Source organism: Streptomyces sp. NPDC005706 (genome assembly GCF_040631045.1).
Classification (GTDB): Bacteria; Actinomycetota; Actinomycetes; order Streptomycetales; family Streptomycetaceae; genus Streptomyces.
On the sequence record NZ_JBEXYS010000043.1, the window covers coordinates 17,781 to 37,488 of the forward strand.

At 73.1% G+C, this 19,708-nt stretch carries 20 protein-coding genes; 6 read left to right on the top strand and 14 right to left on the bottom strand.

The annotated features are described in order from the left end of the window. Positions 1-10: 10 nt before the first annotated feature. From ABZ478_RS36400 to ABZ478_RS36410, 3 genes are all read right to left on the bottom strand, one after another. The gene (locus tag ABZ478_RS36400) at positions 11-508 is read right to left on the bottom strand and encodes a hemerythrin domain-containing protein (protein WP_359556607.1); all 498 of its coding nucleotides are present in this window, start codon (positions 506-508) and stop codon (positions 11-13) included. Positions 509-574: 66 nt separating this feature from the next. Further along, entirely contained in the window at positions 575-1,219 is a 645-nt protein-coding gene (locus ABZ478_RS36405) for a lytic transglycosylase domain-containing protein (RefSeq protein ID WP_359556609.1), read from the bottom strand. Between the two features lie 179 nt (positions 1,220-1,398). Next, a complete protein-coding gene (locus ABZ478_RS36410) occupies positions 1,399-2,817 on the bottom strand; it encodes an MFS transporter (RefSeq protein ID WP_359556610.1) in 1,419 nt (472 codons plus the stop codon). Between the two features lie 252 nt (positions 2,818-3,069). Between ABZ478_RS36410 and ABZ478_RS36415 the strand changes: the two genes are divergently transcribed. Both ABZ478_RS36415 and ABZ478_RS36420 read left to right on the top strand, forming a co-directional pair. Further along, a complete protein-coding gene (locus ABZ478_RS36415) occupies positions 3,070-4,014 on the top strand; it encodes an amidohydrolase family protein (RefSeq protein WP_359556613.1) in 945 nt (314 codons plus the stop codon). A 172-nt stretch (positions 4,015-4,186) separates the two neighbouring features. After that, positions 4,187-6,268: a SpoIIE family protein phosphatase gene (locus ABZ478_RS36420; protein ID WP_359556614.1), complete on the top strand. Its 2,082-nt coding sequence runs from the start codon at positions 4,187-4,189 to the stop codon at positions 6,266-6,268. A gap of 86 nt (positions 6,269-6,354) precedes the next feature. Here ABZ478_RS36420 and ABZ478_RS36425 read toward each other — a convergent pair whose 3' ends face one another. Beyond that, positions 6,355-7,350 (bottom strand): DMT family transporter, encoded by a 996-nt coding sequence (locus ABZ478_RS36425; protein ID WP_359556617.1) that lies wholly within the window; start codon positions 7,348-7,350, stop codon positions 6,355-6,357. After that, positions 7,347-7,952: a TetR/AcrR family transcriptional regulator gene (locus ABZ478_RS36430; RefSeq protein ID WP_359556664.1), complete on the bottom strand. Its 606-nt coding sequence runs from the start codon at positions 7,950-7,952 to the stop codon at positions 7,347-7,349. The genes ABZ478_RS36425 and ABZ478_RS36430 overlap by 4 nt, the downstream gene beginning before the upstream one ends. A gap of 176 nt (positions 7,953-8,128) precedes the next feature. Between ABZ478_RS36430 and ABZ478_RS36435 the strand changes: the two genes are divergently transcribed. Further along, on the top strand, positions 8,129-8,617 hold the full coding sequence (locus ABZ478_RS36435) for an SPW repeat protein (protein ID WP_359556619.1): 489 nt from the start codon (positions 8,129-8,131) through the stop codon (positions 8,615-8,617). 11 nt (positions 8,618-8,628) lie between these two features. Then, positions 8,629-9,465 (top strand): SDR family NAD(P)-dependent oxidoreductase, encoded by an 837-nt coding sequence (locus tag ABZ478_RS36440; RefSeq protein ID WP_359556620.1) that lies wholly within the window; start codon positions 8,629-8,631, stop codon positions 9,463-9,465. A 67-nt stretch (positions 9,466-9,532) separates the two neighbouring features. On the opposite strand, the gene ABZ478_RS36445 is transcribed toward ABZ478_RS36440, so the two are convergent. After that, positions 9,533-10,813 carry a bifunctional GNAT family N-acetyltransferase/ATP-binding protein gene (locus ABZ478_RS36445; protein ID WP_359556621.1) on the bottom strand — a complete coding sequence of 427 codons (1,281 nt, stop codon included), beginning with the start codon at positions 10,811-10,813 and terminating at the stop codon, positions 9,533-9,535. 170 nt (positions 10,814-10,983) lie between these two features. Between ABZ478_RS36445 and ABZ478_RS36450 the strand changes: the two genes are divergently transcribed. Next, positions 10,984-11,460 (top strand): glutaredoxin domain-containing protein, encoded by a 477-nt coding sequence (locus ABZ478_RS36450; RefSeq protein ID WP_359556623.1) that lies wholly within the window; start codon positions 10,984-10,986, stop codon positions 11,458-11,460. A gap of 62 nt (positions 11,461-11,522) precedes the next feature. Here the strand turns inward: ABZ478_RS36450 and ABZ478_RS36455 are convergent, their stop codons facing one another. The 6 genes from ABZ478_RS36455 to ABZ478_RS36480 form a co-directional block, all read right to left on the bottom strand. Beyond that, positions 11,523-11,852, bottom strand: coding sequence for an STAS domain-containing protein (locus ABZ478_RS36455; protein ID WP_359556626.1), 330 nt, complete (start codon positions 11,850-11,852; stop codon positions 11,523-11,525). Then, positions 11,849-13,216 (bottom strand): SpoIIE family protein phosphatase, encoded by a 1,368-nt coding sequence (locus ABZ478_RS36460; RefSeq protein ID WP_359556667.1) that lies wholly within the window; start codon positions 13,214-13,216, stop codon positions 11,849-11,851. The genes ABZ478_RS36455 and ABZ478_RS36460 overlap by 4 nt, the downstream gene beginning before the upstream one ends. Further along, the gene (locus ABZ478_RS36465) at positions 13,216-14,019 is read right to left on the bottom strand and encodes an alpha/beta hydrolase (protein ID WP_359556629.1); all 804 of its coding nucleotides are present in this window, start codon (positions 14,017-14,019) and stop codon (positions 13,216-13,218) included. Before ABZ478_RS36465 ends, ABZ478_RS36460 begins: the two co-directional genes overlap by 1 nt. An 89-nt stretch (positions 14,020-14,108) precedes the next feature. Further along, entirely contained in the window at positions 14,109-14,909 is an 801-nt protein-coding gene (locus tag ABZ478_RS36470) for a thioesterase family protein (RefSeq protein WP_359556632.1), read from the bottom strand. 88 nt (positions 14,910-14,997) lie between these two features. Continuing rightward, complete coding sequence (locus tag ABZ478_RS36475; RefSeq protein WP_359556634.1) at positions 14,998-15,549, bottom strand: PaaI family thioesterase; 552 nt, start codon at positions 15,547-15,549, stop codon at positions 14,998-15,000. Positions 15,550-15,605: 56 nt separating this feature from the next. Continuing rightward, positions 15,606-15,905: an antibiotic biosynthesis monooxygenase gene (locus tag ABZ478_RS36480; RefSeq protein ID WP_359556636.1), complete on the bottom strand. Its 300-nt coding sequence runs from the start codon at positions 15,903-15,905 to the stop codon at positions 15,606-15,608. A gap of 540 nt (positions 15,906-16,445) precedes the next feature. Between ABZ478_RS36480 and ABZ478_RS36485 the strand changes: the two genes are divergently transcribed. Further along, complete coding sequence (locus ABZ478_RS36485) at positions 16,446-17,405, top strand: helix-turn-helix domain-containing protein (protein WP_359556639.1); 960 nt, start codon at positions 16,446-16,448, stop codon at positions 17,403-17,405. 132 nt (positions 17,406-17,537) lie between these two features. Here ABZ478_RS36485 and ABZ478_RS36490 read toward each other — a convergent pair whose 3' ends face one another. Continuing rightward, a complete protein-coding gene (locus ABZ478_RS36490; RefSeq protein ID WP_359556641.1) occupies positions 17,538-18,179 on the bottom strand; it encodes an NAD(P)-binding domain-containing protein in 642 nt (213 codons plus the stop codon). 122 nt (positions 18,180-18,301) lie between these two features. After that, positions 18,302-19,588, bottom strand: coding sequence for a PAS domain-containing protein (locus tag ABZ478_RS36495; RefSeq protein WP_359556644.1), 1,287 nt, complete (start codon positions 19,586-19,588; stop codon positions 18,302-18,304). Positions 19,589-19,708: the final 120 nt, after the last annotated feature.

Sequence of the window (19,708 nt, forward strand, 5' to 3'; positions counted from 1 at the left end):
AGACGGGACATCACGCGGGTGCGGCGTCGTGGATCAAGCGGTGGACGTTGGCGACACTGCCGCATCGCGCCGTCAGCAACTCGGCCTCCGTCCTGGCGAAACCGGTGCCGAGTTCCTCCCGGCACTGCCGACTGAGGCTCTGGCGCACCCGGTTGACCAGGGTGCGCTCCTCCGCGTCCGTGTGGCGGGCGGTGACGGAGGCCAACTGCTGGAGCCTCCAGTCCCATTCGACGGAGCCGATCCGGCGTACCTGGAGGAGCGCGAAGAGAACCTTGACGGCCTCCTGGTGCGCGGCCTCGACGTGTTCGACGGTGTCGGCGTCCTCGAAGGACAGCAGGACGGGGTGGACCGAGGCCCTCTCGGCCTCACCGTGCGCGATCATCAGGTGCGCGAAATCGTGGAGCGCGCCCTGGCGGTCGGCCGCCGTGCTGCGCATCAGGCGGAGCAGATCTTCCATCGTCCGGTGATCCTCGAGGATCAGCTCGACGACGTCCTGAGTCGGCGTCATGGGATGCGCCTCCCTGTCGGAGTGACTTTCACATCCCGTTACCCGCGCTCCCGGCTGGAATACTCCCTATACCCCGTTTGCCCGATTCTGCCTGATCGGTGCCCCCGCCATGGCCCCGGAAGCCCCGGCACCCCGGCCGGCGAACTGGGCGAGGGCCTCGGCAGACCGGTGGCGGTTGGCCCGCAGACGGCGGAGGTAGGACCGGGCCATGGGGCCCGGGGGCACGCCGCGGGCGAAGGCCAGCATGTTGCGCTCACCGGCGTTGTAACCCAGGGCGAGGAGTTCGTCCCGGCGGTAGCGGCGCACATGCCGCCGCGGCAGCCGCCGGTCGAGGTCCTTCAGGTGCAGCGCCGCCGCCCGCACGGCGAACGCGGGGTCGTCGCGCAGGTCCTTCCACCGGCCCGTCAGGCCGTGCGCCCGCCGGACCTGTTCGAACGTCGCCCGGTGCATGTTGGCGACACCGAAGGAGGCTTCGGGCTTCCACCAGTGCCACAGCCGCTCCAGCAGCGGGTGGTGCGGCTTGTACGCCTCGTTGTGGAGCACGCCCATCAGCAGCAGCGCCGGCACTCCCGCCTCCTCGGCGCAGCGCACGACGAGGCCGGCGTAGTCGCCCGGGTCGTAACCGCCCGGCCGCAGCGGCGGTGTCGGGGCGTCGCCCCGGTCGGCCGGCCCGGACGATTCCCCCGACGCCGCGATCGCTTCCCGCGTCATCCCTGCCCACTCTCCCTGGTCTCCTCGACGGACGCGGCGACCCGCCCGTGCTCCGCCGTCGTGACGTCCGCTTGCCCGCGCGGCGGACCCTCAATCCGACGCGACGGGCGGGCATACGACGGTCCCCGGCCCCGCGGGGACGCGGGGCCGGGGACCGAAGGGTGAGCGAGGGGAAGCGGCTACGGGGCGGCCACGGAGGAGCCGGCCGTGGCGGGGACGCCGTCGTCCGCCGATCCGGTCTCGCCGTCGTCCAGGGAGACGTCCTTGGTCTCCTCGCCGAGGAACAGCGCGATCAGCGTCAGCACCGCCATGGCGGAGAGGTAGACGCCGACCAGCCAGGGTGAGCCGTCGCCGGCCTGCCACAGCGCCACCGCGATGAACGGGGCGACGGCCGCCCCGAGGATCGAGCTGACGTTGTACGAGATGCCGGACCCGGTGTAGCGCACGCTCGTCGGGAAGAGCTCGGGCAGGAGCGCGCCCATCGGGCCGAACGTCATGCCCATCAGCGTGAAGCCGAGCACGAGCCACAGCACGACGCCGAGGGTGCCGAGGCCGATCAGAGGGACCCAGACCAGCCCGAAGACCACGATGGCGGCGGTGATCCACATCAGGGTGGTCCGCCGGCCGTACTTGTCGGCGAGCGGGCCGGAGACCAGGGTGAACACGGCGAAGAACAGCACGCCGAAGATCATCATCAGGACGAACGTGGTGTAGCTGTAGCCCAGGCCGGGCACGGCTGCGCTCTCGGGGGTGCGGCCGTAGCTCAGGGAGAACGTTGTCATCAGATAGAAGAGCACGTACGTGGCCAGCATGAAGAAGGTGCCGAGGATCAGCTGCTTCCAGTGGCCGCGGACCACGGCGGCCAGCGGAAGCTTGCGCACCTTTCCCGCCTCGCGGGTCTTCGCGAACACCGCGGACTCGACGAGCCGCGAGCGCACCCACAGGCCGATGGCGACCATCACGGCGGAGAACAGGAACGGGATGCGCCAGCCCCAGCTCAGGAAGGCGTCCGAGGGCTGTGTGGGATCGCCCCCGGTCGCGGACGGGAGCAGGGCTCCGATGATCAGGAACAGGCCGTTGCCGATGATGAAGCCGAGCGGGGCTCCCAGTTGCGGGAAGGTGCCGTACAGGGCGCGCTTGCCGCGGGGCGCGTTCTCGGTCGCGACCAGCGCGGCACCGCTCCACTCGCCGCCGAGCGCGAAGCCCTGCGCGAGCCGCATGAGGACGAGCAGCGCGGTGGCGATCCAGCCGGCCTGGGCGTAGGTGGGGAGCACGCCGATCAGCAGCGTGGCGAGGCCCATCGTCAGCAGCGAGACGACGAGTGTCCGCTTGCGGCCGAGGCGGTCGCCGAGGTGTCCGAAGAAGATGGCGCCGATCGGGCGGGCGACCATCGCGGCGCCGAAGACCGCGAAGGACGACAGCAGCGCCGTGGCCGGGTCGCCGCCGGGGAAGAAGAGGGAGGGGAAGACCAGGACGGCGGCGGTCGCGTAGACGTAGAAGTCGTAGAACTCGATCGTCGTGCCGATGAGACTGGCGATGAGGACGCGGGACCGCGGATTGACGGGTGTCTGGGCGGAGCCGGTGGCTGGTGCGGGCATTGCTCGGTCTTTCGCGCGCGAGGTGGAGATCGGTTGCCGAAGGCCCGGATCCCGCACGCATCCCCTCGCCGAAAGACCGTGCGAACTGTACGGGCGATGTAAACGATCTCACTCGTCTTGCTTTCTGAAAAGCAAGTACCACGATGTGAGATGCGGGTGCTCCTCCGGTTCGCGGGCGGGACGGCACGGCCCGACGGTTCGGGTGGCGGCAGGGGTGGACCCGAGCCGTGGGCAGGGCCGATGGTGGGCGGCATGAATGATCACCACAGGCCGGCCGCGGCAACCGGTTCACGAGGCTCCACCAGTGACGTGACTCCCGGGGCGGACGAGGCCGGGGAAGTCCGCCGTTTCTGGGGCCGGCTCGGGATTCCCGGGCTGATCGACGTCCACACGCACTTCATGCCCGAGCGTGTCCTGCACAAGGTCTGGGACTACTTCGACACTCAGGGACCGCTCACCGCCGGGCTCGAGTGGCCGATCGCCTACCGGAGGGCGGAGGAGGAACGGACCTCCCTGCTGCGGGCGTTCGGTGTCCGGGCCTTCACGGCGATGCTCTATCCGCACAAGCCCGGAATGGCCCGGTGGCTGAACGGCTGGGCGGCCGACTTCGCCCGCCGCACCCCCGACTGCCTGCACACCGCCACGCTCTTCCCCGAGCCGGGCGCAGAGACCTACGTCCGTCAGGCCGTCGAGGCGGGCGCCCGCGTGTTCAAGGCGCATGTGCAGGTCGGGGCGTACGACCCGGCCGACCCGCTGCTCCAGCCGGCCTGGGGAGTGCTGGCCGAGGCCGGGGTTCCCGTGGTGATCCACTGCGGTTCCGGGCCGGCACCGGGCAGGCACACCGGCCCCGGGCCGATCGCACGGGTACTGGCACGGCATCCTCGGCTGCGGCTGATCGTCGCGCATCTGGGCATGCCCGAGTACGAGGAGTTCCTCGGTCTCGCCGAGCGGTACGAGCAGGTGCGGCTGGACACGACGATGGCGTTCACCGACTTCACCGAAGAGCTCATGCCGTTCCCGCGCCGGGCCCTGCCCGGGCTCGCCCGGCTCGGCGACCGCGTCCTGCTCGGCTCCGACTTCCCCAACATCCCTTACACGTACGCGCACCAGTTGCACGCCCTGGAGCGGCTCGGTCTCGGCGAGGAGTGGCTCCGGGCGGTGTGCCACGGCAACGCGGCGAAGCTGTTCGGGCTGTGAGCATGATGGATGTGCCGTGGTCGCTCCGTGGCGCGAGGGCCGTCCCCCGGCCCGGCCCCGCCGGGCGGCGCGCACCGCCGCGCCTCGGGCCCGGCGGTGGAGGCGGCGGGCGGCCTCCTTACGTGCTCTGCTGAGAGGGACGCCCCTGCGGCGAGGGAAGGGAGCGGGGCCGATGAGCCGAGCCGAGCAGCGCCCGCAGTGGGCGACGGACCGCGCGGAGAGCACCGTCGCGGAGCCGAGCGGGTTGCTGGACCTGCTGGGTGTCGCGGCGGTGCTGGTGGAGGCCGACGGCCGGATCGACATGTGGAGCCCGCAGGCCGAGGAGCTGTTCGGCTACACCGGCGAGGAAGCGGTCGGGCAGTACGCGGCGCCGCTGCTCCTGCACCCCGAGCACCGCGACGCGGCGATCACGCTCTTCGCCGAGGTGATGGCGTCCGGCCGGGGCTGGGCGGGGGCGTTCCCCGTCCGGCACAAGGACGGCCGTACCCGGATGGTGGAGTTCCGCAACATGCGGCTGACGGACAACCTGGGCGATCACTACGCCCTGGGGCTCGCCACCGACCGGGCCACCCTGCGACAGGTGGAACGCAAGGTGGCCCTGTCCACCCGGCTGGTCACCCAGGCGCCGGTCGGGCTGTCCGTCCTGGACAACGAACTGAGGTACCTGGCCGTCAATCCGGCCATGGCACAGATGCACGGGTGGCCCGAGGCCGAACACCTCGGCCGGAGGTTCCGGGACGTCCTGCCCGGTGATCCGTTCCGGAGTGCCGAGTCCGCGATGCGGGAGGTCCTGGCGACCGGCGTGCCCATGGTGGACCGGCAGGTGGTGGGCCGCACCGCGGCCGACCCGGACAACGACCACGCCTGGGCGGTCTCGCTCTACCGGCTGGAGGACACGCACGGGCACGTGCTGGGCATCGCCAACGTGGTCATCGACGTCACCGACCGCTACGAGGCCGGCCGGAGGGCCGACCGGGCGCAGCAGCGGCTGCGGCTGATGGCGAACGGCTCGGCCCACATCGGCACGACCCTGGAGGTGGAGCGGACGGCCCGGGAACTGGCCGACGTCGTGGTACCGGGCCTGGCCGACATGGTCGCGGTGGACCTCCTGGACTCCGTCCTGCAGACGGGCCGCACGGAGCTGGGCGAGGGTCCCGCCCAGTTCCGCGCCCTCGCGGTCAAGACCGCCTACCCCACCGACGCCGCCGAGGCGATCGTCCCGCCCGGCTCCCTCACCACGTACCACGCCGACCATCCGGCGGCCCACTGCGTCCGCACCCGTAGGCCCCAGCTGATCACCCATGTGGGCAGCGGCGGCCACGACCGCATCGCCGCCGACTCCGAGAAGGCCGGCCTGCTCGCCCGGGCCGGTGTGCACACCGACATGGCCATCCCGCTCATCGCCCGCGACAACATCATCGGCGTCATGGGTCTGGCCCGCGCGCGCAACCCGCAGCCGTTCGACGAGGACGATCTCGCCCTGGCCTGCGAGCTCGCCTCCACCGCCGCGCTGAGCATCGACAACGCCGTCCTGCACGAGCACATACGCAGCGCGGCCGAGACCCTCCAGCGCAGCCTGCTCCCGCAGCTCCCGGCCCGCCATCCCGGCCTGGAGGTGGCCGCGCGATACCGGCCCGCCCAGGCCTTCAGCCAGGTGGGCGGCGACTGGTACGACGTGATCCCCCTCGACGGCGACCGGACCGTCCTCACCGTGGGCGACGTCATGGGCAGCGGGATCGACGCCGCCACCACCATGGGCCGCCTGCGCACCGCCACCTCCACCCTCGCCGACCTGGACCTCGACCCCGCCCGCGTCCTCACCCACCTCGACAGGATCACCCTGGGTCTCGACCCCTACATCGCGACCTGCCTCTACGCCGTCTACGACCCCCGTCGTACCCGGCTCCACCTGGCTTCCGCCGGGCACCTGCCCCCGGCCCTGATCCGGGCCGGACGGCCGCCCGAACTGCTGGACCTGCCCACCGGTCTTCCGCTGGGGGTCGGCGGCGCGCCCTTCGACACCACGACCCTCACCCTGGAGCCCGGCGACCAACTGGTTCTCTACACCGACGGCCTGATCGAGACCCGCGACGACGCGATCGACGTCCGTCTCGACGCCCTGCTGCGCCTGCTGGCGGAGCCGGGCCGCACCGTGGAGGAGACCTGCGACCGGCTCCTGCGGCGGCTGCGGCACTCGACCGGCCACGACGACGTCGCCCTGCTCATCGCCCGCGCCCAGCCTCTGACGCCATAGCCGCTACCGGGGGCGCGAGCGCGTCCCGCACGCGCCGGGGTGCGTCCGAGTGCCCGGCCTCCGTGAACCTCCGGGCGCCCGGCCGATCAGCCCCCGGCCGGGTACGTCCGCGCCGCCGGCACGGGTGCGCCGGTCGGTTGTGCCGCCTCGTCCCGTGCCACGGCGCGGGCGCCTGTCGGCACGGTGAGGACGGCGAGGCACATGACGACGAGCGCGATGCCGGTCCATCCGGCCACGGGGAGGCGTTCGCCCACGACCAGGACGGCGAGGACGGCGGCGACGGCCGGTTCGAGCAGGGACAGGGTGGTGGCCGTGCTGGCCGGGACGTGCGCGAGCCCCCAGCCGAACAGGACGTAGCCGGCGAACATCGGCACCAGCGCCATGTAGACGCCGACGGCCGCGTCGGGCCACGAGTGAACGAGCGGGCCGCCGGTCGCCAGCAGGACGGGGACCAGGAGCAGGCCGCCGAGGCCGAACACGGCGCCCATCGCCGCGCGCGAGGGGATCCCGCTGGTGATCAGCCGGTGCGCGGCCCAGGAGTAGAGGGCGTAGGTCGCGGCGGCGACGAGTCCCAGGCCGACCCCGAGCAGCGTGCCCGCCATGGACCGCCGTCCCGCGCCGTCGGAGGCGTGAGCGGCTTCCGCGACGCACAGCAGGGCGGTGCCGAGCAGGCCGAGGAAGGCGGCGAACATCCAGCGGCGGGTGAGCCGGCGGCGGTCCACGACCCGCTCGATCACCGCCGAGGCCAGCGGGGCGGTGCCGATCGACACCACGGTGCCCACGGCGACACCGGCCAGTCGCATGGAGCTGTAGAAGGCCAGGGGGTACACGGCCACCGAGACGGCGCCGAGCAGTACCGTCCCGCGTCGGGCGCGCAGGCGCGGCGCGTTGCGGACGGTCGGCCGCGCCGCGGCGAGGGCCTGGAGGAGCCCGCCGAGCCCCATGGCGACGGCGCCGATGGCCAGTGGGCCGACTTCCGGAGCGAAGGTGGCGGCCGTTCCGGTCGTGCCCCACAGCACGGAGGCGGCCAGCACGCAGAGCGCCCCGGTCCCCGCGGACCGGCCGCGTCCTGCGCCCTTCACAGCCGGTCCAGCAGGCCGGCCGCGAGCGCGCGGGCGTTCCGCAGGCGTGCGTCGTCCCCCTCCAGACCGGCGCGGGCCATGGCGCCCTCCAGGAGGAACGAAAGGTGCTCGGCCGTCGCGTGGGCCTCGTCGGGGCGGCCGGGCAGCAGTTCGTCCAGGTGTCCGGCGAGCAGTCGCTCGACCTCCTCCTTGTGTGCGCGGACCACGGCCCGGCCCTCGTCCCCGGCGGGGAACTCGGCGGCGGCGTTCAGCAGACCGCAGCCGCGGAAGCCCCGCTCGTACGCGAACGCGGCGTGGTCCGTGTACGCGTCGAAAACCGCGAGGACCCCGTCCCGCGGCCCCCGCGCCGAATTCAGCCGCGCCCGGTACAGACCCAGCCACTCCTCGTGCCGGGCGTCGAGATAGGCGCGGACCAGTTCGGCCTTGGAGGAGAAGTTGTTGTACAGGCTCATCTTCGCGACGCCGGCCTCGGCGGTGATCGTGTCGATGCCGGTCGCCGCCACACCGTCGGCGTAGAAGCGCCGGGCCGCCGCCTCCAGCAGCCGCTCCCGCGCGGGGCGGCGCCTTCCACGGGCCGTCGTACTCATGTCGGTCTCGCCCATCGCCATCCAGACTGGGTAGGTAGGTCTACCTAGAATAGAACACGCGTGGAGTCCGCCGCGTCGCGCGGCCACCGCCCGCGACGTGGCAACACAGCGACCGTCGGAAAGTCCGGTTTCACCGGGTCTGGTGGGTACCCGGCGCTCGAAAACCCATCAATCGCTCCGAGGTGAAGGCAATGACCACTGCTCACGGGTCCTCTATGGAGACGCACCCCGACATCGTCGACATGCGCATGCGCCACGAGATGGCAGAACGCGCCACGAGCACCCCCCAAGGGCAAGCCGTCGGCACCCTGGCCTTCCTCACCGGCATCTACATGGCGGCATCACCGTGGATCACCGGGTTCAACGGCCTTTCCACCCTCGCCGTCACCAACCTCATCGTCGGCATCGCCTACGCCCTCCTCATGAGCGGAGGCTTCGGCCGCGCCTACGAACGCACCCACAGCATGGCCTGGGGAGCCTGCATCCTGGGCGTCTGGATGATCATCTCCCCGTGGGTCGTCGCGGGCAACGTCAGCACCACGAAGACCATCGTCAACAACGTCATCACCGGCGCCATCGCCACGCTGCTCGCGCTGGCGGCCACCGCGGCGGCCGGAAAGGCCGAAGCCGGGAAGTCGCGGCACAGCGGCATGACGGCGCCGTACACCTCCGGCCGCTGACCGGACAGCGCATGGCATCCGACAGGCCGGCCCGTCGGGCCGTGGTGACCGGGGCGTCGTCCGGTATCGGTACCGAGTACGCCGCCGCGCTGGCCCGGCGGGGCTGGGACCTGGTACTCGTCGCCCGGCGCGCCGATCGGCTCGACGCGCTGGCCGGGCGGCTGCGCGAGGCCGGGGCCGCGGTGGATCCGCTGGTGGCCGATCTCGCCCGCTCCCCGGACCTCGCGAGGGTCGCGGAGCGGGTGGCCTGCGACGACGTGGCACTCCTCGTCAACAACGCCGGGATCAACGGGTACGGGCCGTTCGCCGAGGTCGACCCCGCCCTGCTCGCCAAGGTGATCGACGTGAACGTCGTGGCGCCGACGGCGCTGACCCGCGCGGCCCTTCCCGGCATGATGGCGCGCGGCCACGGCGCCGTCGTCAACGTCGCCTCACTGCTGGCGTTCGCCGGCGCCCTGCCCCCGGGGCCCCTCCCCCACCGGGCCGTCTACGGAGGCACCAAGGGGTACATGGTGACGTTCACCAGGACCCTCGCCGCCGAGCTGGGCGACTCGCCGGTGCGGGTGCAGGTCGTCTGCCCCGGGCTGACCGCCACCGAGTTCCACCTCGGCACCGGCGAGGCTCCCGTCCCCGGGGAAGCCCGGGTCCACGACGAGGGCGGCATGCCCGCCGCCGACGTGGTCGCGGCCTCCCTCGCCGCCCTGGAGAGCCGGGAGGTGGTGTGCGTGCCCGGGCTGTCCGACCCCGGGCCCCTGATCGGGCTGGCCGACGCGGAACTCGCCCTGCGCGACGGCTCGGGGGCCGCTTTGGCCGCCCGCTACCGCGGCGCGGGGCGCTCGACCGGGTGAGCCGGGGTGCGACCCCTCGCCGCCCCGCTGCGTTCCTCCGGCGCGACACGCCCCGCCGTTACCGGTCTCAGAGCCGGCTGTGCTTGTCGATGTCCTCGGTGAACTCCTCGATCGCCCGTGCGGTGAGCGTCGGCCGGGTGTCGGCGATGGCGGTCAGGTAGTCGTCGGTGGTGGCGGGTCCGCCCTGGCGCCGGGTGACCTCTCGTTCGAACGCCGCCTGGGCGCCCTTGCGCGCCGCGTATTCGATGTCGGCCGGGGTGAACAGTTTGCTGGCCTCCACCAGCCGGGCGAGGTCGACGGCGTCGGTGGCGGCGGCTCTGAGATAGCGGGCCCAGATCGCCGACCGGGCGGTCGGGTCCGGCGGGCCGATGGGGATGACGTAGTCGAACCGGCCCGGTCGCAGGAAAGCCGGGTCGAGGGAGCGAACCGAGTTGGTCGCACAGGCCAGCAGGCGTGCGTCGTGCTCCCGGAAGACGGGGATGAGCTTGAGCAGCTCGTTGGTGACTCCGTGCCCCGGATCGACCGCCTTCCCGGACCGCACGGCGGCGATCTCCTCGACTTCGTCGATGAAGAGTACGACCGAGTCCAGTTCCGCCAGTTCCGCGAACACCTCCCGCAGGGCCGCGGCCAGTCCTTCGCCGGTGTCGGCCGCGAGGCGGGAGGGGAAGAGTTCCACGAACGGCCAGCCGAGCCGCGACGCCACCGCCTTGGCGAAGCTGGTCTTTCCGGTGCCGGGCGGGCCGAACAGCATGACCGCCTTCGGCGGGACGACGCCGTAGCGGTCGGCGAGCACCGGCTCGGTCAGCGGCAGCACGACACGGCGCTCGATGACCTGCTTCTCCCGCTCCATGCCGGCCATCGCGTCCCACAGCCCCTCGGGCAGCATGCGGCCGCCCAGGGCCGCGAGGACGTCGGCGTCGGCGGTCCCCGGCGGTTCGAGTTTCTCGTAGTAGGTGAGGTCGTCGCGGGACTGGTATCCGGAGTTGGCCAGGGCCTTCGTTCCCGCGGCGTGGGCGGGCAGCAGCGCGCTGATGTGACGGACTCCGGCTGCCCGCAGCCGCCGCTCCAGCTCGGCGACGAGCGCGCTGCCGATGCCGCGCTCGCGCCAGCGGGAGGCCAGTGCCACCAGGAGGATCCATCCCCGCCTGGCGTAGGACTGCGCCACGGCCATGCCCACCAGCTCGTCACCGACCACGGCGACGACCGCCGACTGACCGGACTTGGCCGCGGCCATGACCTCGGAGACCGGGAACACCCGGTCCTCGTCGGCCCCGCGGCTCTGGTCCCAGATCTGGATGGCCTGGTCGAGATCGTCCTCGTGATAGTCACGCAGGTGCCATACGGGCATCGTCACCACCACCTCGCTCGGCGCGGAGATCCCATTGTCCGCCGCGGGAGTGAGCGGTGACGAGCCAGGCCGCGGCGCTGTGTGCGACGCGGTCCGTGCCACCTGGCGCCCGGGCAGCCGTGGGCGGCCGGGTTCCGGGATCGTCCGGGCGCCCGATAGCCTGCACGTCCATGACTCGTAGTTGGACTCTGCCGCTGCTGCTCGGGCTCTGCGGTGCGGTGATCGCGACCGGGCTGTTCCTCGGCAGGGGCCCCGGCGCGGCCGGACCGGTCCTGCTGTGGTTCGTGCTGCTTGCGGTCGTGTACTCGCCCGTGGTCTTCCCGCGGTCGGTCAGTGCGCGGGAGGCCCGGAGTCGCAGCACGGCCGACGGCCGACCGGTCGTCTTCTGGCGGCCCGGCTGCAAGTACTGCCTGCGGCTGCGATTCCGGCTGGGTCGCGACGCGGGCCGGTTGCACTGGGTGGACATCTGGCGTGACCCGGCGGGAGCGGCGGCGGTCAGGGCGGTGAACGGCGGCGACGAGACCGTGCCGACCGTCGTCCTCGCGGGCCGCCCGTACGTCAACCCCGATCCCGGCTGGCTGCGCGATCAGCTCTCCGCCGCCGTTCGAGACGGCGGGACGGCGGCGGACTCGGCAGGCCGCCCGTAGTCGGCGGCGGGTCGACGACGGCCGCCGGGAGACTCCACCGCCAGGAGCGGGTGGCGCCGCGGTCAGCCGGCCGGCGGGGCCGGGCGGAGGGTGAAGACCTGGTCGAGGCCGACCATCGTGAGGACTCTCAGCAGGTGGGGCGGGACCGCGGTCAGGACGATGCCGGCGTCCGCCGCCCCGGCGTACTGGCGTGCCGCGAGCAGGACGGTGATGCCGGTGGAGTCGCAGAACTCCAGGCCGGACAGGTCGAGGTCCAGGCACTGGCCCGGCTTCAGGGCGAGGGACGCGACCTCGCGCCGCAGAACGGCGGCCTGCGCGTGGTCGAGTTCACCGGCCACGTGCAGGACGGGTCCGGCGGTGGCGTCGCGGTGCGTGACGGTCAGCGGGGTCATCGTGGGTGCTTCGTCACCGGCTGGGGGTGGGCTGCCGGGGTGGGGGCTTCGGGTCCCGGGGCTCCGATGGCGAACAGGGCCGTGTCGTCGTCGAGGCCGTCGCCGAAACCTTTCAGCAGTTCGGTCAGCGCGGCGATCAGCGCCTGCGGGGCGGCCGACGCGTGGTCGGCGGCGAAGGCGAGCAGGCCCTCCTCGCCGTAGAGACTGTCGCGGGTGGGACCGGTGCGGGCCTCGGTGAGACCGTCGGTGTAGAGCAGGAGCGTGTCACCCGGGGCCAGGGTCGTCCTGGCGGTGGTGAAGGGCGCGGTGGGCAGGGCGCCGACGAGCAGGCCGCCGGGGGTGCACAGGAACTCGGCACGGCCGTCGGCTCGCATGACGAGCGCCGGAGGGTGACCGCCGGAGGCCAGCTCGACGGTCGTGTGCCCGTCGCCGGCGCCCGGTTCGAGGATGCCGAAGACGCAGGTGCAGTACCGGGGGTCGCCACCCGCCGTGTACCGGTCGTGCAGGACGGTGTTCAGGGTCGTCAGCACGGCGGCGGGCTCGGGGGTGTGGTGGGCGGCGGCGCGCAGGGTGTAGCGGGTCAGTGAGGTGAGGGCGGCGGCCTGGGGGCCCTTGCCGCACACGTCCCCGAGGAAGAAGGCCCAGCGGTTTCCGTCGATGGGGAACAAGTCGTAGAAGTCGCCGCCGAGTTGGTCAGGGGACGCCGTGTGGTAGTGGACGGCGGTCTCCAGTCCGGGGACGGCCGGCAAAGTGTCGGGCAGCAGGGACTGCTGCAGCACGGCGAGCGCGTCCGCGAGGCGTTCCCGGTCGGCCTCGGCCTGCTTCCTCGCCTCCTCGGCCGCGATGCGCGCCTGTTCGGCCTCGACGCGGGCGCGTTCGGCGTCCTGGCGGCGGCGCAGCAGTTCCTCTTCGTAGGCACGCCGGTCGGAGGCGTCGACGACGGTGGTACGGATCAGCAGGGGCTCGCCCTCGCTGCCGTGCTTGACCGCGGAGGAGACCAGTACCGGCAGCCTGCTGCCCCGGGTGGTCTTCATCTCCAGTGCGACGCCCCGCAGTTCGCCCTGCATGCGCAGCAGCGGCGCGAAGTGCGTCTCGTGGTACATCCTGCCGCCCACCGTCAGCAGATCCGCGAAGCGCCTGCGTCCCACCACGTCCTGGCGCCGCAGGCCCAGCCAGTCGAGCAAGGTGCTGTTGACCTTGGCGACCGTGCCGTCCATCAGGGTGGACAGATAGCCGCAGGGCGCCGACTCGTAGAGGTCCTCGGCACTGTCCTCGAGCAGCGCGGTGAAGGCCGGGGCGACGTCCTTCTCGCCACCCCGGCCGTTGCCGTCGGGCGGCTCGGAGAGGCTGCCCGTACGGCACATCACGGCCGGTCCCCCAGGAAGTCGAGGATCGCCGCCGCCGTGGCTTCGGGGGCGCTCAACTGCGGGCAGTGGCCGGTGGCGTCGAGGGTGACGAGGCGGGAGGCGGGGATCGCCGCGTGCACGTAGGCGCCGACCTCGCGCGGCGCGATGACGTCCTCGGCGCACTCCAGGATCAGCGTGGGAACGGTCACGGTCTTGAGGTCGTCCCGGCTGTCGGAGAGGAACGTGGTGCGGGCGAAGACGCGGGCGATGTCGGGATCGGTGGCGCAGAAGCTGTTGGTCAGCTCCCGCCCCAGCTCCGGCCGCTCCGGGTTGCCCATGATCACCGGGGCCATGGTGGTCGACCAGCCCAGGTAGTTCGACTCCAGGGAGGCCAGCAGTTCGTCGATGTCCTCCGCGTCGAAGCCGCCGCGGTAGCCCTCGTCGTCGATGTAGCGGGGCGACGGCGCGACCATCACCAGGGCCCCGATCCGCTCCGGCGCGGTCCGCGCCGCCAGCACCCCGACCATGGCGCTGACCGAGTGGCCCACGAACACCGCCCGGTCGATGTTCAGCTCCTCGCAGACCTCGACCACGTCCTGGGCGTAGCCGTCGAGTGCGGAGTACCGCGCCTCGCTCCAGGCCGACAGGTCGGAACCGCCGGAGCCGACGTAGTCGAACAGCACCACCCGGTACCGCTCCGCCAGTGCCGGCACGACCAGGCGCCACATGTTCTGGTCGCAGCCGAACCCGTGCGCCAGGATCAGGGCGGGCGCGGCGGCCGGGCCGGTGACCGTCACGTTGTTCCTTCGGCGGATGTCCATACCATGCATCCTCCCACCCGGTACGACCAGCACGTAAAGGCGGCCCCCGCTCCGGCCCGGCAGCCCAGTGGGCGGCCCGTGACCGCCGGTCAGCCGCGCTCGGTCACGTACAGGCTCTGCGTGCCGCGGCCCAGCGGGCCCTTCTCGTCGTGCAGGGCGGACTCGGCGAGACCGATGCCCGCGCCGTCCACCATGGTCCGCGCGTCCAGGCAGACCCACTCGCCCTCGGGGTGGCGGTGCAGGCTGACGGTGAGATCGGCGTTGACGAAGACGTAGCGACGGAAGTCGAGTGCCGAGCTGACGCCGTTGCCCGAGTCGGCGGCGGTCAGCACCCGGCTGAGCGGTGCGATCTCCTCGCCCGCGACCAGGGGCACCCTCATCCGCATCCAGGCCGTGGCCGGGCCGGCTTCGAGGAACGAGCCCGCGGCGAAACGCACGTCCATGGCGGTGTGGTACCCCTGGTCCCAGGGGACGGGGAAGAACGCCTGCGGGGCCACGGCTCCGGGCCCGGGCACCTGCGGGCCCGGCGAAACCTCCGGTACCGACTCGGGCGCCGTCCGCATCAGCAGGGCCGTCGCCCGCATCACCTCCGTACCGCCGTCGGGTGTCAGGGCCGCCTCGACGAGTTCGACGCCGCGTCCGGCTCGGAGTACGCGCGTGGTGACGGTGAGCGGCTTCATGGGGACGGGCCGGGTGATCTCGTAGGTGAGCCGGGTGATCCGCATGTCCGGCCGGCCGCCGGGCCGTTGTTCCACGGCGAGCCCGAGCAGCGCGGCCGGCGGTCCCGCGTGCTGCGACCCGGCGTCCCAGGGGCCCCGGGTGTAGGCGGTGGGAAGGAACCGGTCGGCGGCCTCCCGCTCGTAGAAGGCCTCTGCTTGCGACGACGGCATGGTGCGTCCTTCCTGTCCCGCGGACTTCCCAGCACCTTACCAAGCGCTTGCTCACCTCAGGAGGGCCGCGGGCCCGCGAGGCGGGCGATCAGCCTCCCTCCGGCAGCGCCAGGACCGCGCAGGTGGTGGTGCCGTGCGCGTAGAGCTTTCCGTCGGCCGTGCCGGTGATCCGCGCCTCGGCGGTCGCGGTGGTGCGGCCGGCGTGGACCACGGTGCCCTCGCAGCGCAGCGTCGGGGTGCCCGCGAGGACGGGGCGCACCATGTGCACACCGAGCTGGACGGTGGTGTAGGCGCGCCCCACGGGCAGCGTGGACATCACGGCGCTGCCGAGGGCCGAGTCCAGGAGCGTGGCGAGGAAGCCGCCGTGCACGGTGCCCATGGGGTTGAGCAGGTGTTCGGCGGGGTCGCCCTCGAAGACGGCACGGCCCGGCTCCACCGCCACCAGGCGGAAGCCTAGCGTCCCGCAGATCGGCGCCTGGGGGAGGCGGCCGTCGAGGCACATGCGGAGCACCTCGAGCCCCGAGCGTCCGGCACCGTCGGCGTAGCCGGTGGGCGGCTCCCAGGTGTGGGTGCGGGAACGGGCGGCCGGAGCCGTGCCGTGCGGTGCCTGGAGCGCCGCGGCGGACGTCGTCGATGTCATGGGCGGTGGGCCTCCTGAGCCTGGGGAACGGTGGGGTGCGGGGGTGACGGGGGCGCTCAGGGCAGCTTGACCGCGAGCAGGTCCACGGGCCGGATGTCCGGCGCCGCGGCGAGCAGGGTGTCCGTGGCCCCCATGAGGGCGGCGGCGATCCGGCCCCGCAGATGCGCGGTGCGGTCGTCCTCGCTGTCGAAGGTGTCGAAGACGCCGAACGTGGTGGCGTCCTCGCGGAAGGCGAACCAGGTGAGGGTCCGCTTCTCCTCCTCGGCGAGGTGCACGGCCTCGGCCAGCAGGCGGGCGACGTCGTCGGCGTGCTCCGGTTTGGCCTCGATACGGGCGAGCAGACCGATGTTGTTCATGGTGACGGGCTCCTTGGTTCTGTCCGGCGCCCTCGGGTGAGGGGCGTCGGGGCGGGTGTTCCGGCGTGACCGCGCGGCACGCGGGTGCGGGCGCCGACGCCGGCCGTTCTCGGGGCCTCCCTGCGGGGACACCATCCACGCTAGGCCGGTGTCCCGTCCGGCCCCAGTGTCGTGAACGACACGCCCGGCATCGTTTCCGACACCGCCCCGACGTCCGCCCGCGGTGCGCCCGGCCGAAGTCGTCACGGACGTCGGAGATCGGACGGAATTGGGGCTTCCGTTTCCATCGGCGGGCGCGTAGGTTCCGACTACCCCGCGTCGGCGTCCACCGAGGCGTCGGCCCGCCGGTCCCGGGACGGCGGGCCGCGCGGGGGCCAAATACTTGACCACGGCAGCCACTTCGGCGGGCCGGGGCGCGCGGCGTGCCGCTGTCGGGCGGTGCGACCGCGCCCTCCTCCTCGACGCTGCCCGTGCTGCCGCCGGCCCTCCGGCTCGGCTGACCCCGCTGCCGGAAACGGCGCGCCTGTTAGCGTTTCCGCCATGGACGTCTCGGTGCTGGTGTACGACGGCGTGTTCGACTCGGGGCTCTGTGCCGTGCTGGACGTCCTGGAGGCGGCCAACGCGATGCGCGGTGAACTCGCCCAGCCGCCACCCGCCTGGAACGTGACGACGATCGGCTTCAGCCGTCAGGTCCGCACGGGTGCCGGGCATATCGTCACGGCCGCGCCCGCGTCCGCCGCGGACACCGCCGGTCTGCTGCTGGTTCCCGCGCTCGCCGAGCGCCGGCCCGACGCCCTCCTGGAGCGGGTGGCGGGACCGGACCTCGCCGGCGTCCGGGAACTGGTCGCCGGCCGCCGGGGCCGGGGCGAGCCCCTCGCCTCCGCCTGTACGGGCACCTTCCTGCTCGCCGAGTCCGGCGTCCTCGCCGGCCGCCGGGCGACGACCACCTGGTGGCTGGCGCCCCTGTTCCGCCGCCGCTACCCGGACGTCGCGCTCGACGAGAGCAGCATGGTGATCACGTCCCAGGGGGTGACCACGGCGGGAGCCGCGTTCGGGCACGTCGACCTCGCCCTCGCCGTCGTCCGCTCGGCCAGTCCGGCCCTGGCCGACCTGGTGGCCCGCTACCTCGTCGTCGACGAACGGCCCTCGCAGTCCGCCTACACCATCCCGAGCGCCCTGGCCCAGAGCGACCCGCTGGTCGCCGCCTTCGAGCGGTGGGCCCGTCTGCACCTCGACACGCCGGACAGCCTGGCCGCCGCGGCGCGCGCCCTCGGGGTCAGCGAGCGCACGCTCCAGCGCACCGTCCGCCGGGTACTCGACACGACGCCGGTGCGGTTCGTGCAGGATCTGCGCGTCGAACAGGCCACGCATCTGCTGCGCACGACGGACCTGTCCCTGGAGACCATCGCCCGCAGAGTCGGTTACGAGCACGCCGCCACCCTGCGCGCTCTGCTGCGCGACCGCACCGGAACCACCACGGCGGGTCTGCGGGCCCGCTGAGCGGCGACCGGCCGGCGCACCCGGCCGGTGCCGGGAGGCCGGGCCGGTGCCGGGAGGCCGGGCCGGTGCGCCCCCGGTCGATCAGCGCGGATCAGCGCCCACGGAGCCGCCGGTGCCGCGGCCCGACGGCTGTCACGGCAGGATCGCGACGGCGCTCGACCAGTTCAGGCCGAGCCGTTCCTGCGACGCCATGTGCAGGAACTGGAAGGCCTCGAGCTCCCGCGCCCTGCGCAGCGGTCCCACGTCCAGGGGGCGCAGGCCCGCGGCGGAGACCAGCTCCGTCACCGTCCGTTTCGCCGTGTCGTCGTCTCCGGCGATGAAGACGTCCAGGGGCCGCCCGGCCACCTCTCCGGTGACGAGCGGCCCCGCGAAGGTGGTGTTGAAGGCCTTGACCACTCGGCTCTCCGGCGCGGCGGCGGCGATCTGCTCGGCGGCCGAGGTGCCAGGGGGCACCACCAGTGAGTCGAAGGTCGTGAAGTCCACCGGGTTGGAGATGTCGACGACGGCCTTCCCGGCCAGGGCGCCGGCCCACGCGGCGGCGAGGTCGCGCCCGGCCGGGTAGGGCAGGGCCAGTACCACGACGTCGGAGTCGGCGACGGTGTCGGCATCGGCCGCCGTGGCGTCGGAGCCGGGGGCCGCCCGGCCGAGAGCGGCGGCCAGGTCCTCCGCCTTGGCCCGGTCGCGATCGTGCAGCCGAACGGAGTGACCACCGGCCAGCGCACGGGTACCGATGCCGCGTGCCATGTTCCCGGCTCCGACGATGGTGACGATCATGACTGGCTCCTCGATGGACGTCGGACCTCCACCCTCACTCCCCCGCGTGGTCACCGCCACCGGCCGGCGTTCCCCCGGCCGCCGGCCGATGACCGTACGGCTTGCGGGCCGGACGGACGGACTCAGACCGCGCTCAGCGGGTGAGCCGCCGTGGCGGACCTCGGGGGCCAGGCCTGGGGGGCGAGGATTCCGAGCACGTAGGCGCGGGCCACCAGGGCCGGGCGGGTGGCGGCGTCCAGGATTTCGCGCAGGCGGCTGAGGTGGTAGTCCACGGTCTGCCGGGACAGGTGCAGCGTCCCGGCGATCTCCGCGTTGCTGCGCCCGGCGGCCAGCAGGGCGAGTATGCGGACCTGGGCGGCGGTCAGGGGCGGCCGCGGCTCGTGGGGCAGACCGAGGTGCGTCAGGACGGCCCACACGCCGGCCACCCGCTCCGGGACGCGGCACACGGCGCTCAACTGGATCAGGGCCCGGCGCTGCCGGTGGTCCGCGTCGACGAGTACGGCGCAGGTGCGCGCGCTTCGGCGCCGGCCGCCGACGAGGTCGTTCCAGATCCGGTGCAGGCCGGTACGTTCCGGGGTGTCCGCCAGCAGTGTGTCGGCGGGCCGGCCGATGAGGTCGGAGAGGCGGACGCGCAGGAGTTCGGCGACCGCCGTGCCTGCCTCCTCGACCAGTCCGTCCGCGGACAGGCGGACGCAGGGCAGGCCGCTGTGATCGCGCAGGGCGCTCAAGTCCTCCTCGGCGCGGTGCCGTTGGTCCAGTGCCCGGGCGTGCTCGGTGACGTCGACGTAGATACCGGCCACGCAGCGTGCCGCGCCCCAGCGGACGGGGAAGCGGTACCCGGCGGCGTGGCCCGGTGATCCGTCGGAGCGCCGGTAGGTGAGGGTGTGCCGGACGGGGGTGCCGCAGGAGAGGGTCTCGCGGTCCAGGGCGAGGAACCGTTCGACGTCGTCGGGTTCGTCGACGTCGGCTAGGTGACGGCCGATCACGTCGTCGCGCGTGGTGCCGTACAGGTGGGCGTAGGCGTGGTTGGCCCACAGGTAGCGGCCGCCCGCGTCGCGCACGAAGGCCGCGGCCGGGGTGAGGTCGGCGAACGAGGCGTACGGGTTCCCCTCTTCGCGGCCGCCCACCTCGACCGCCACTCCCCTGCTGCCGTGCCGGTCCGGGCCCAAGTCCCGGTCCGGCCAGTTCACGTCGAAGGTCCGACCCTCGAAGGACGCCTGGTACGGACCGGCGCCGGAAGGGAGCGGGGTGCCGCCGCGGTCGGCGCAGAGGGCTTCCAGGAAGCGCCGGGCGGTGCGTTCGTCGCCGAACGCACCGCCCCCGCTGTCCACGACGGTCAGTCCGCCGTCGGCCTCCCACCAGGTCACCGGAAGGGATTCGAGCAGCGCCTTGAAATCGGCCTCGTCCACGGCCCAACTCCTTCAACCGTCTACTACCGTCACTTTGCGTAACACATCATGCGTATCCCGTAGCGCGGTGGACATGCCGGGGTGGCCGGACGCGGCACCTCCGGGACTGCATCGGCCTAG

What these genes read in the sequence shown, in the direction of transcription:
- ABZ478_RS36400 (WP_359556607.1), bottom strand. Translation starts at nt 508, where the DNA reads ATGACGCCGACTCAGGACGTCGTCGAGCTGATCCTCGAGGATCACCGG.
- ABZ478_RS36405 (WP_359556609.1), bottom strand. Translation starts at nt 1,219, where the DNA reads ATGACGCGGGAAGCGATCGCGGCGTCGGGGGAATCGTCCGGGCCGGCC.
- ABZ478_RS36410 (WP_359556610.1), bottom strand. Translation starts at nt 2,817, where the DNA reads ATGCCCGCACCAGCCACCGGCTCCGCCCAGACACCCGTCAATCCGCGG.
- ABZ478_RS36415 (WP_359556613.1), top strand. Translation starts at nt 3,070, where the DNA reads ATGAATGATCACCACAGGCCGGCCGCGGCAACCGGTTCACGAGGCTCC.
- ABZ478_RS36420 (WP_359556614.1), top strand. Translation starts at nt 4,187, where the DNA reads ATGAGCCGAGCCGAGCAGCGCCCGCAGTGGGCGACGGACCGCGCGGAG.
- ABZ478_RS36430 (WP_359556664.1), bottom strand. Translation starts at nt 7,952, where the DNA reads ATGGGCGAGACCGACATGAGTACGACGGCCCGTGGAAGGCGCCGCCCC.
- ABZ478_RS36435 (WP_359556619.1), top strand. Translation starts at nt 8,129, where the DNA reads ATGACCACTGCTCACGGGTCCTCTATGGAGACGCACCCCGACATCGTC.
- ABZ478_RS36440 (WP_359556620.1), top strand. Translation starts at nt 8,629, where the DNA reads ATGGCATCCGACAGGCCGGCCCGTCGGGCCGTGGTGACCGGGGCGTCG.
- ABZ478_RS36445 (WP_359556621.1), bottom strand. Translation starts at nt 10,813, where the DNA reads ATGCCCGTATGGCACCTGCGTGACTATCACGAGGACGATCTCGACCAG.
- ABZ478_RS36450 (WP_359556623.1), top strand. Translation starts at nt 10,984, where the DNA reads ATGACTCGTAGTTGGACTCTGCCGCTGCTGCTCGGGCTCTGCGGTGCG.
- ABZ478_RS36455 (WP_359556626.1), bottom strand. Translation starts at nt 11,852, where the DNA reads ATGACCCCGCTGACCGTCACGCACCGCGACGCCACCGCCGGACCCGTC.
- ABZ478_RS36460 (WP_359556667.1), bottom strand. Translation starts at nt 13,216, where the DNA reads ATGTGCCGTACGGGCAGCCTCTCCGAGCCGCCCGACGGCAACGGCCGG.
- ABZ478_RS36465 (WP_359556629.1), bottom strand. Translation starts at nt 14,019, where the DNA reads ATGGACATCCGCCGAAGGAACAACGTGACGGTCACCGGCCCGGCCGCC.
- ABZ478_RS36470 (WP_359556632.1), bottom strand. Translation starts at nt 14,909, where the DNA reads ATGCCGTCGTCGCAAGCAGAGGCCTTCTACGAGCGGGAGGCCGCCGAC.
- ABZ478_RS36475 (WP_359556634.1), bottom strand. Translation starts at nt 15,549, where the DNA reads ATGACATCGACGACGTCCGCCGCGGCGCTCCAGGCACCGCACGGCACG.
- ABZ478_RS36480 (WP_359556636.1), bottom strand. Translation starts at nt 15,905, where the DNA reads ATGAACAACATCGGTCTGCTCGCCCGTATCGAGGCCAAACCGGAGCAC.
- ABZ478_RS36485 (WP_359556639.1), top strand. Translation starts at nt 16,446, where the DNA reads ATGGACGTCTCGGTGCTGGTGTACGACGGCGTGTTCGACTCGGGGCTC.
- ABZ478_RS36490 (WP_359556641.1), bottom strand. Translation starts at nt 18,179, where the DNA reads ATGATCGTCACCATCGTCGGAGCCGGGAACATGGCACGCGGCATCGGT.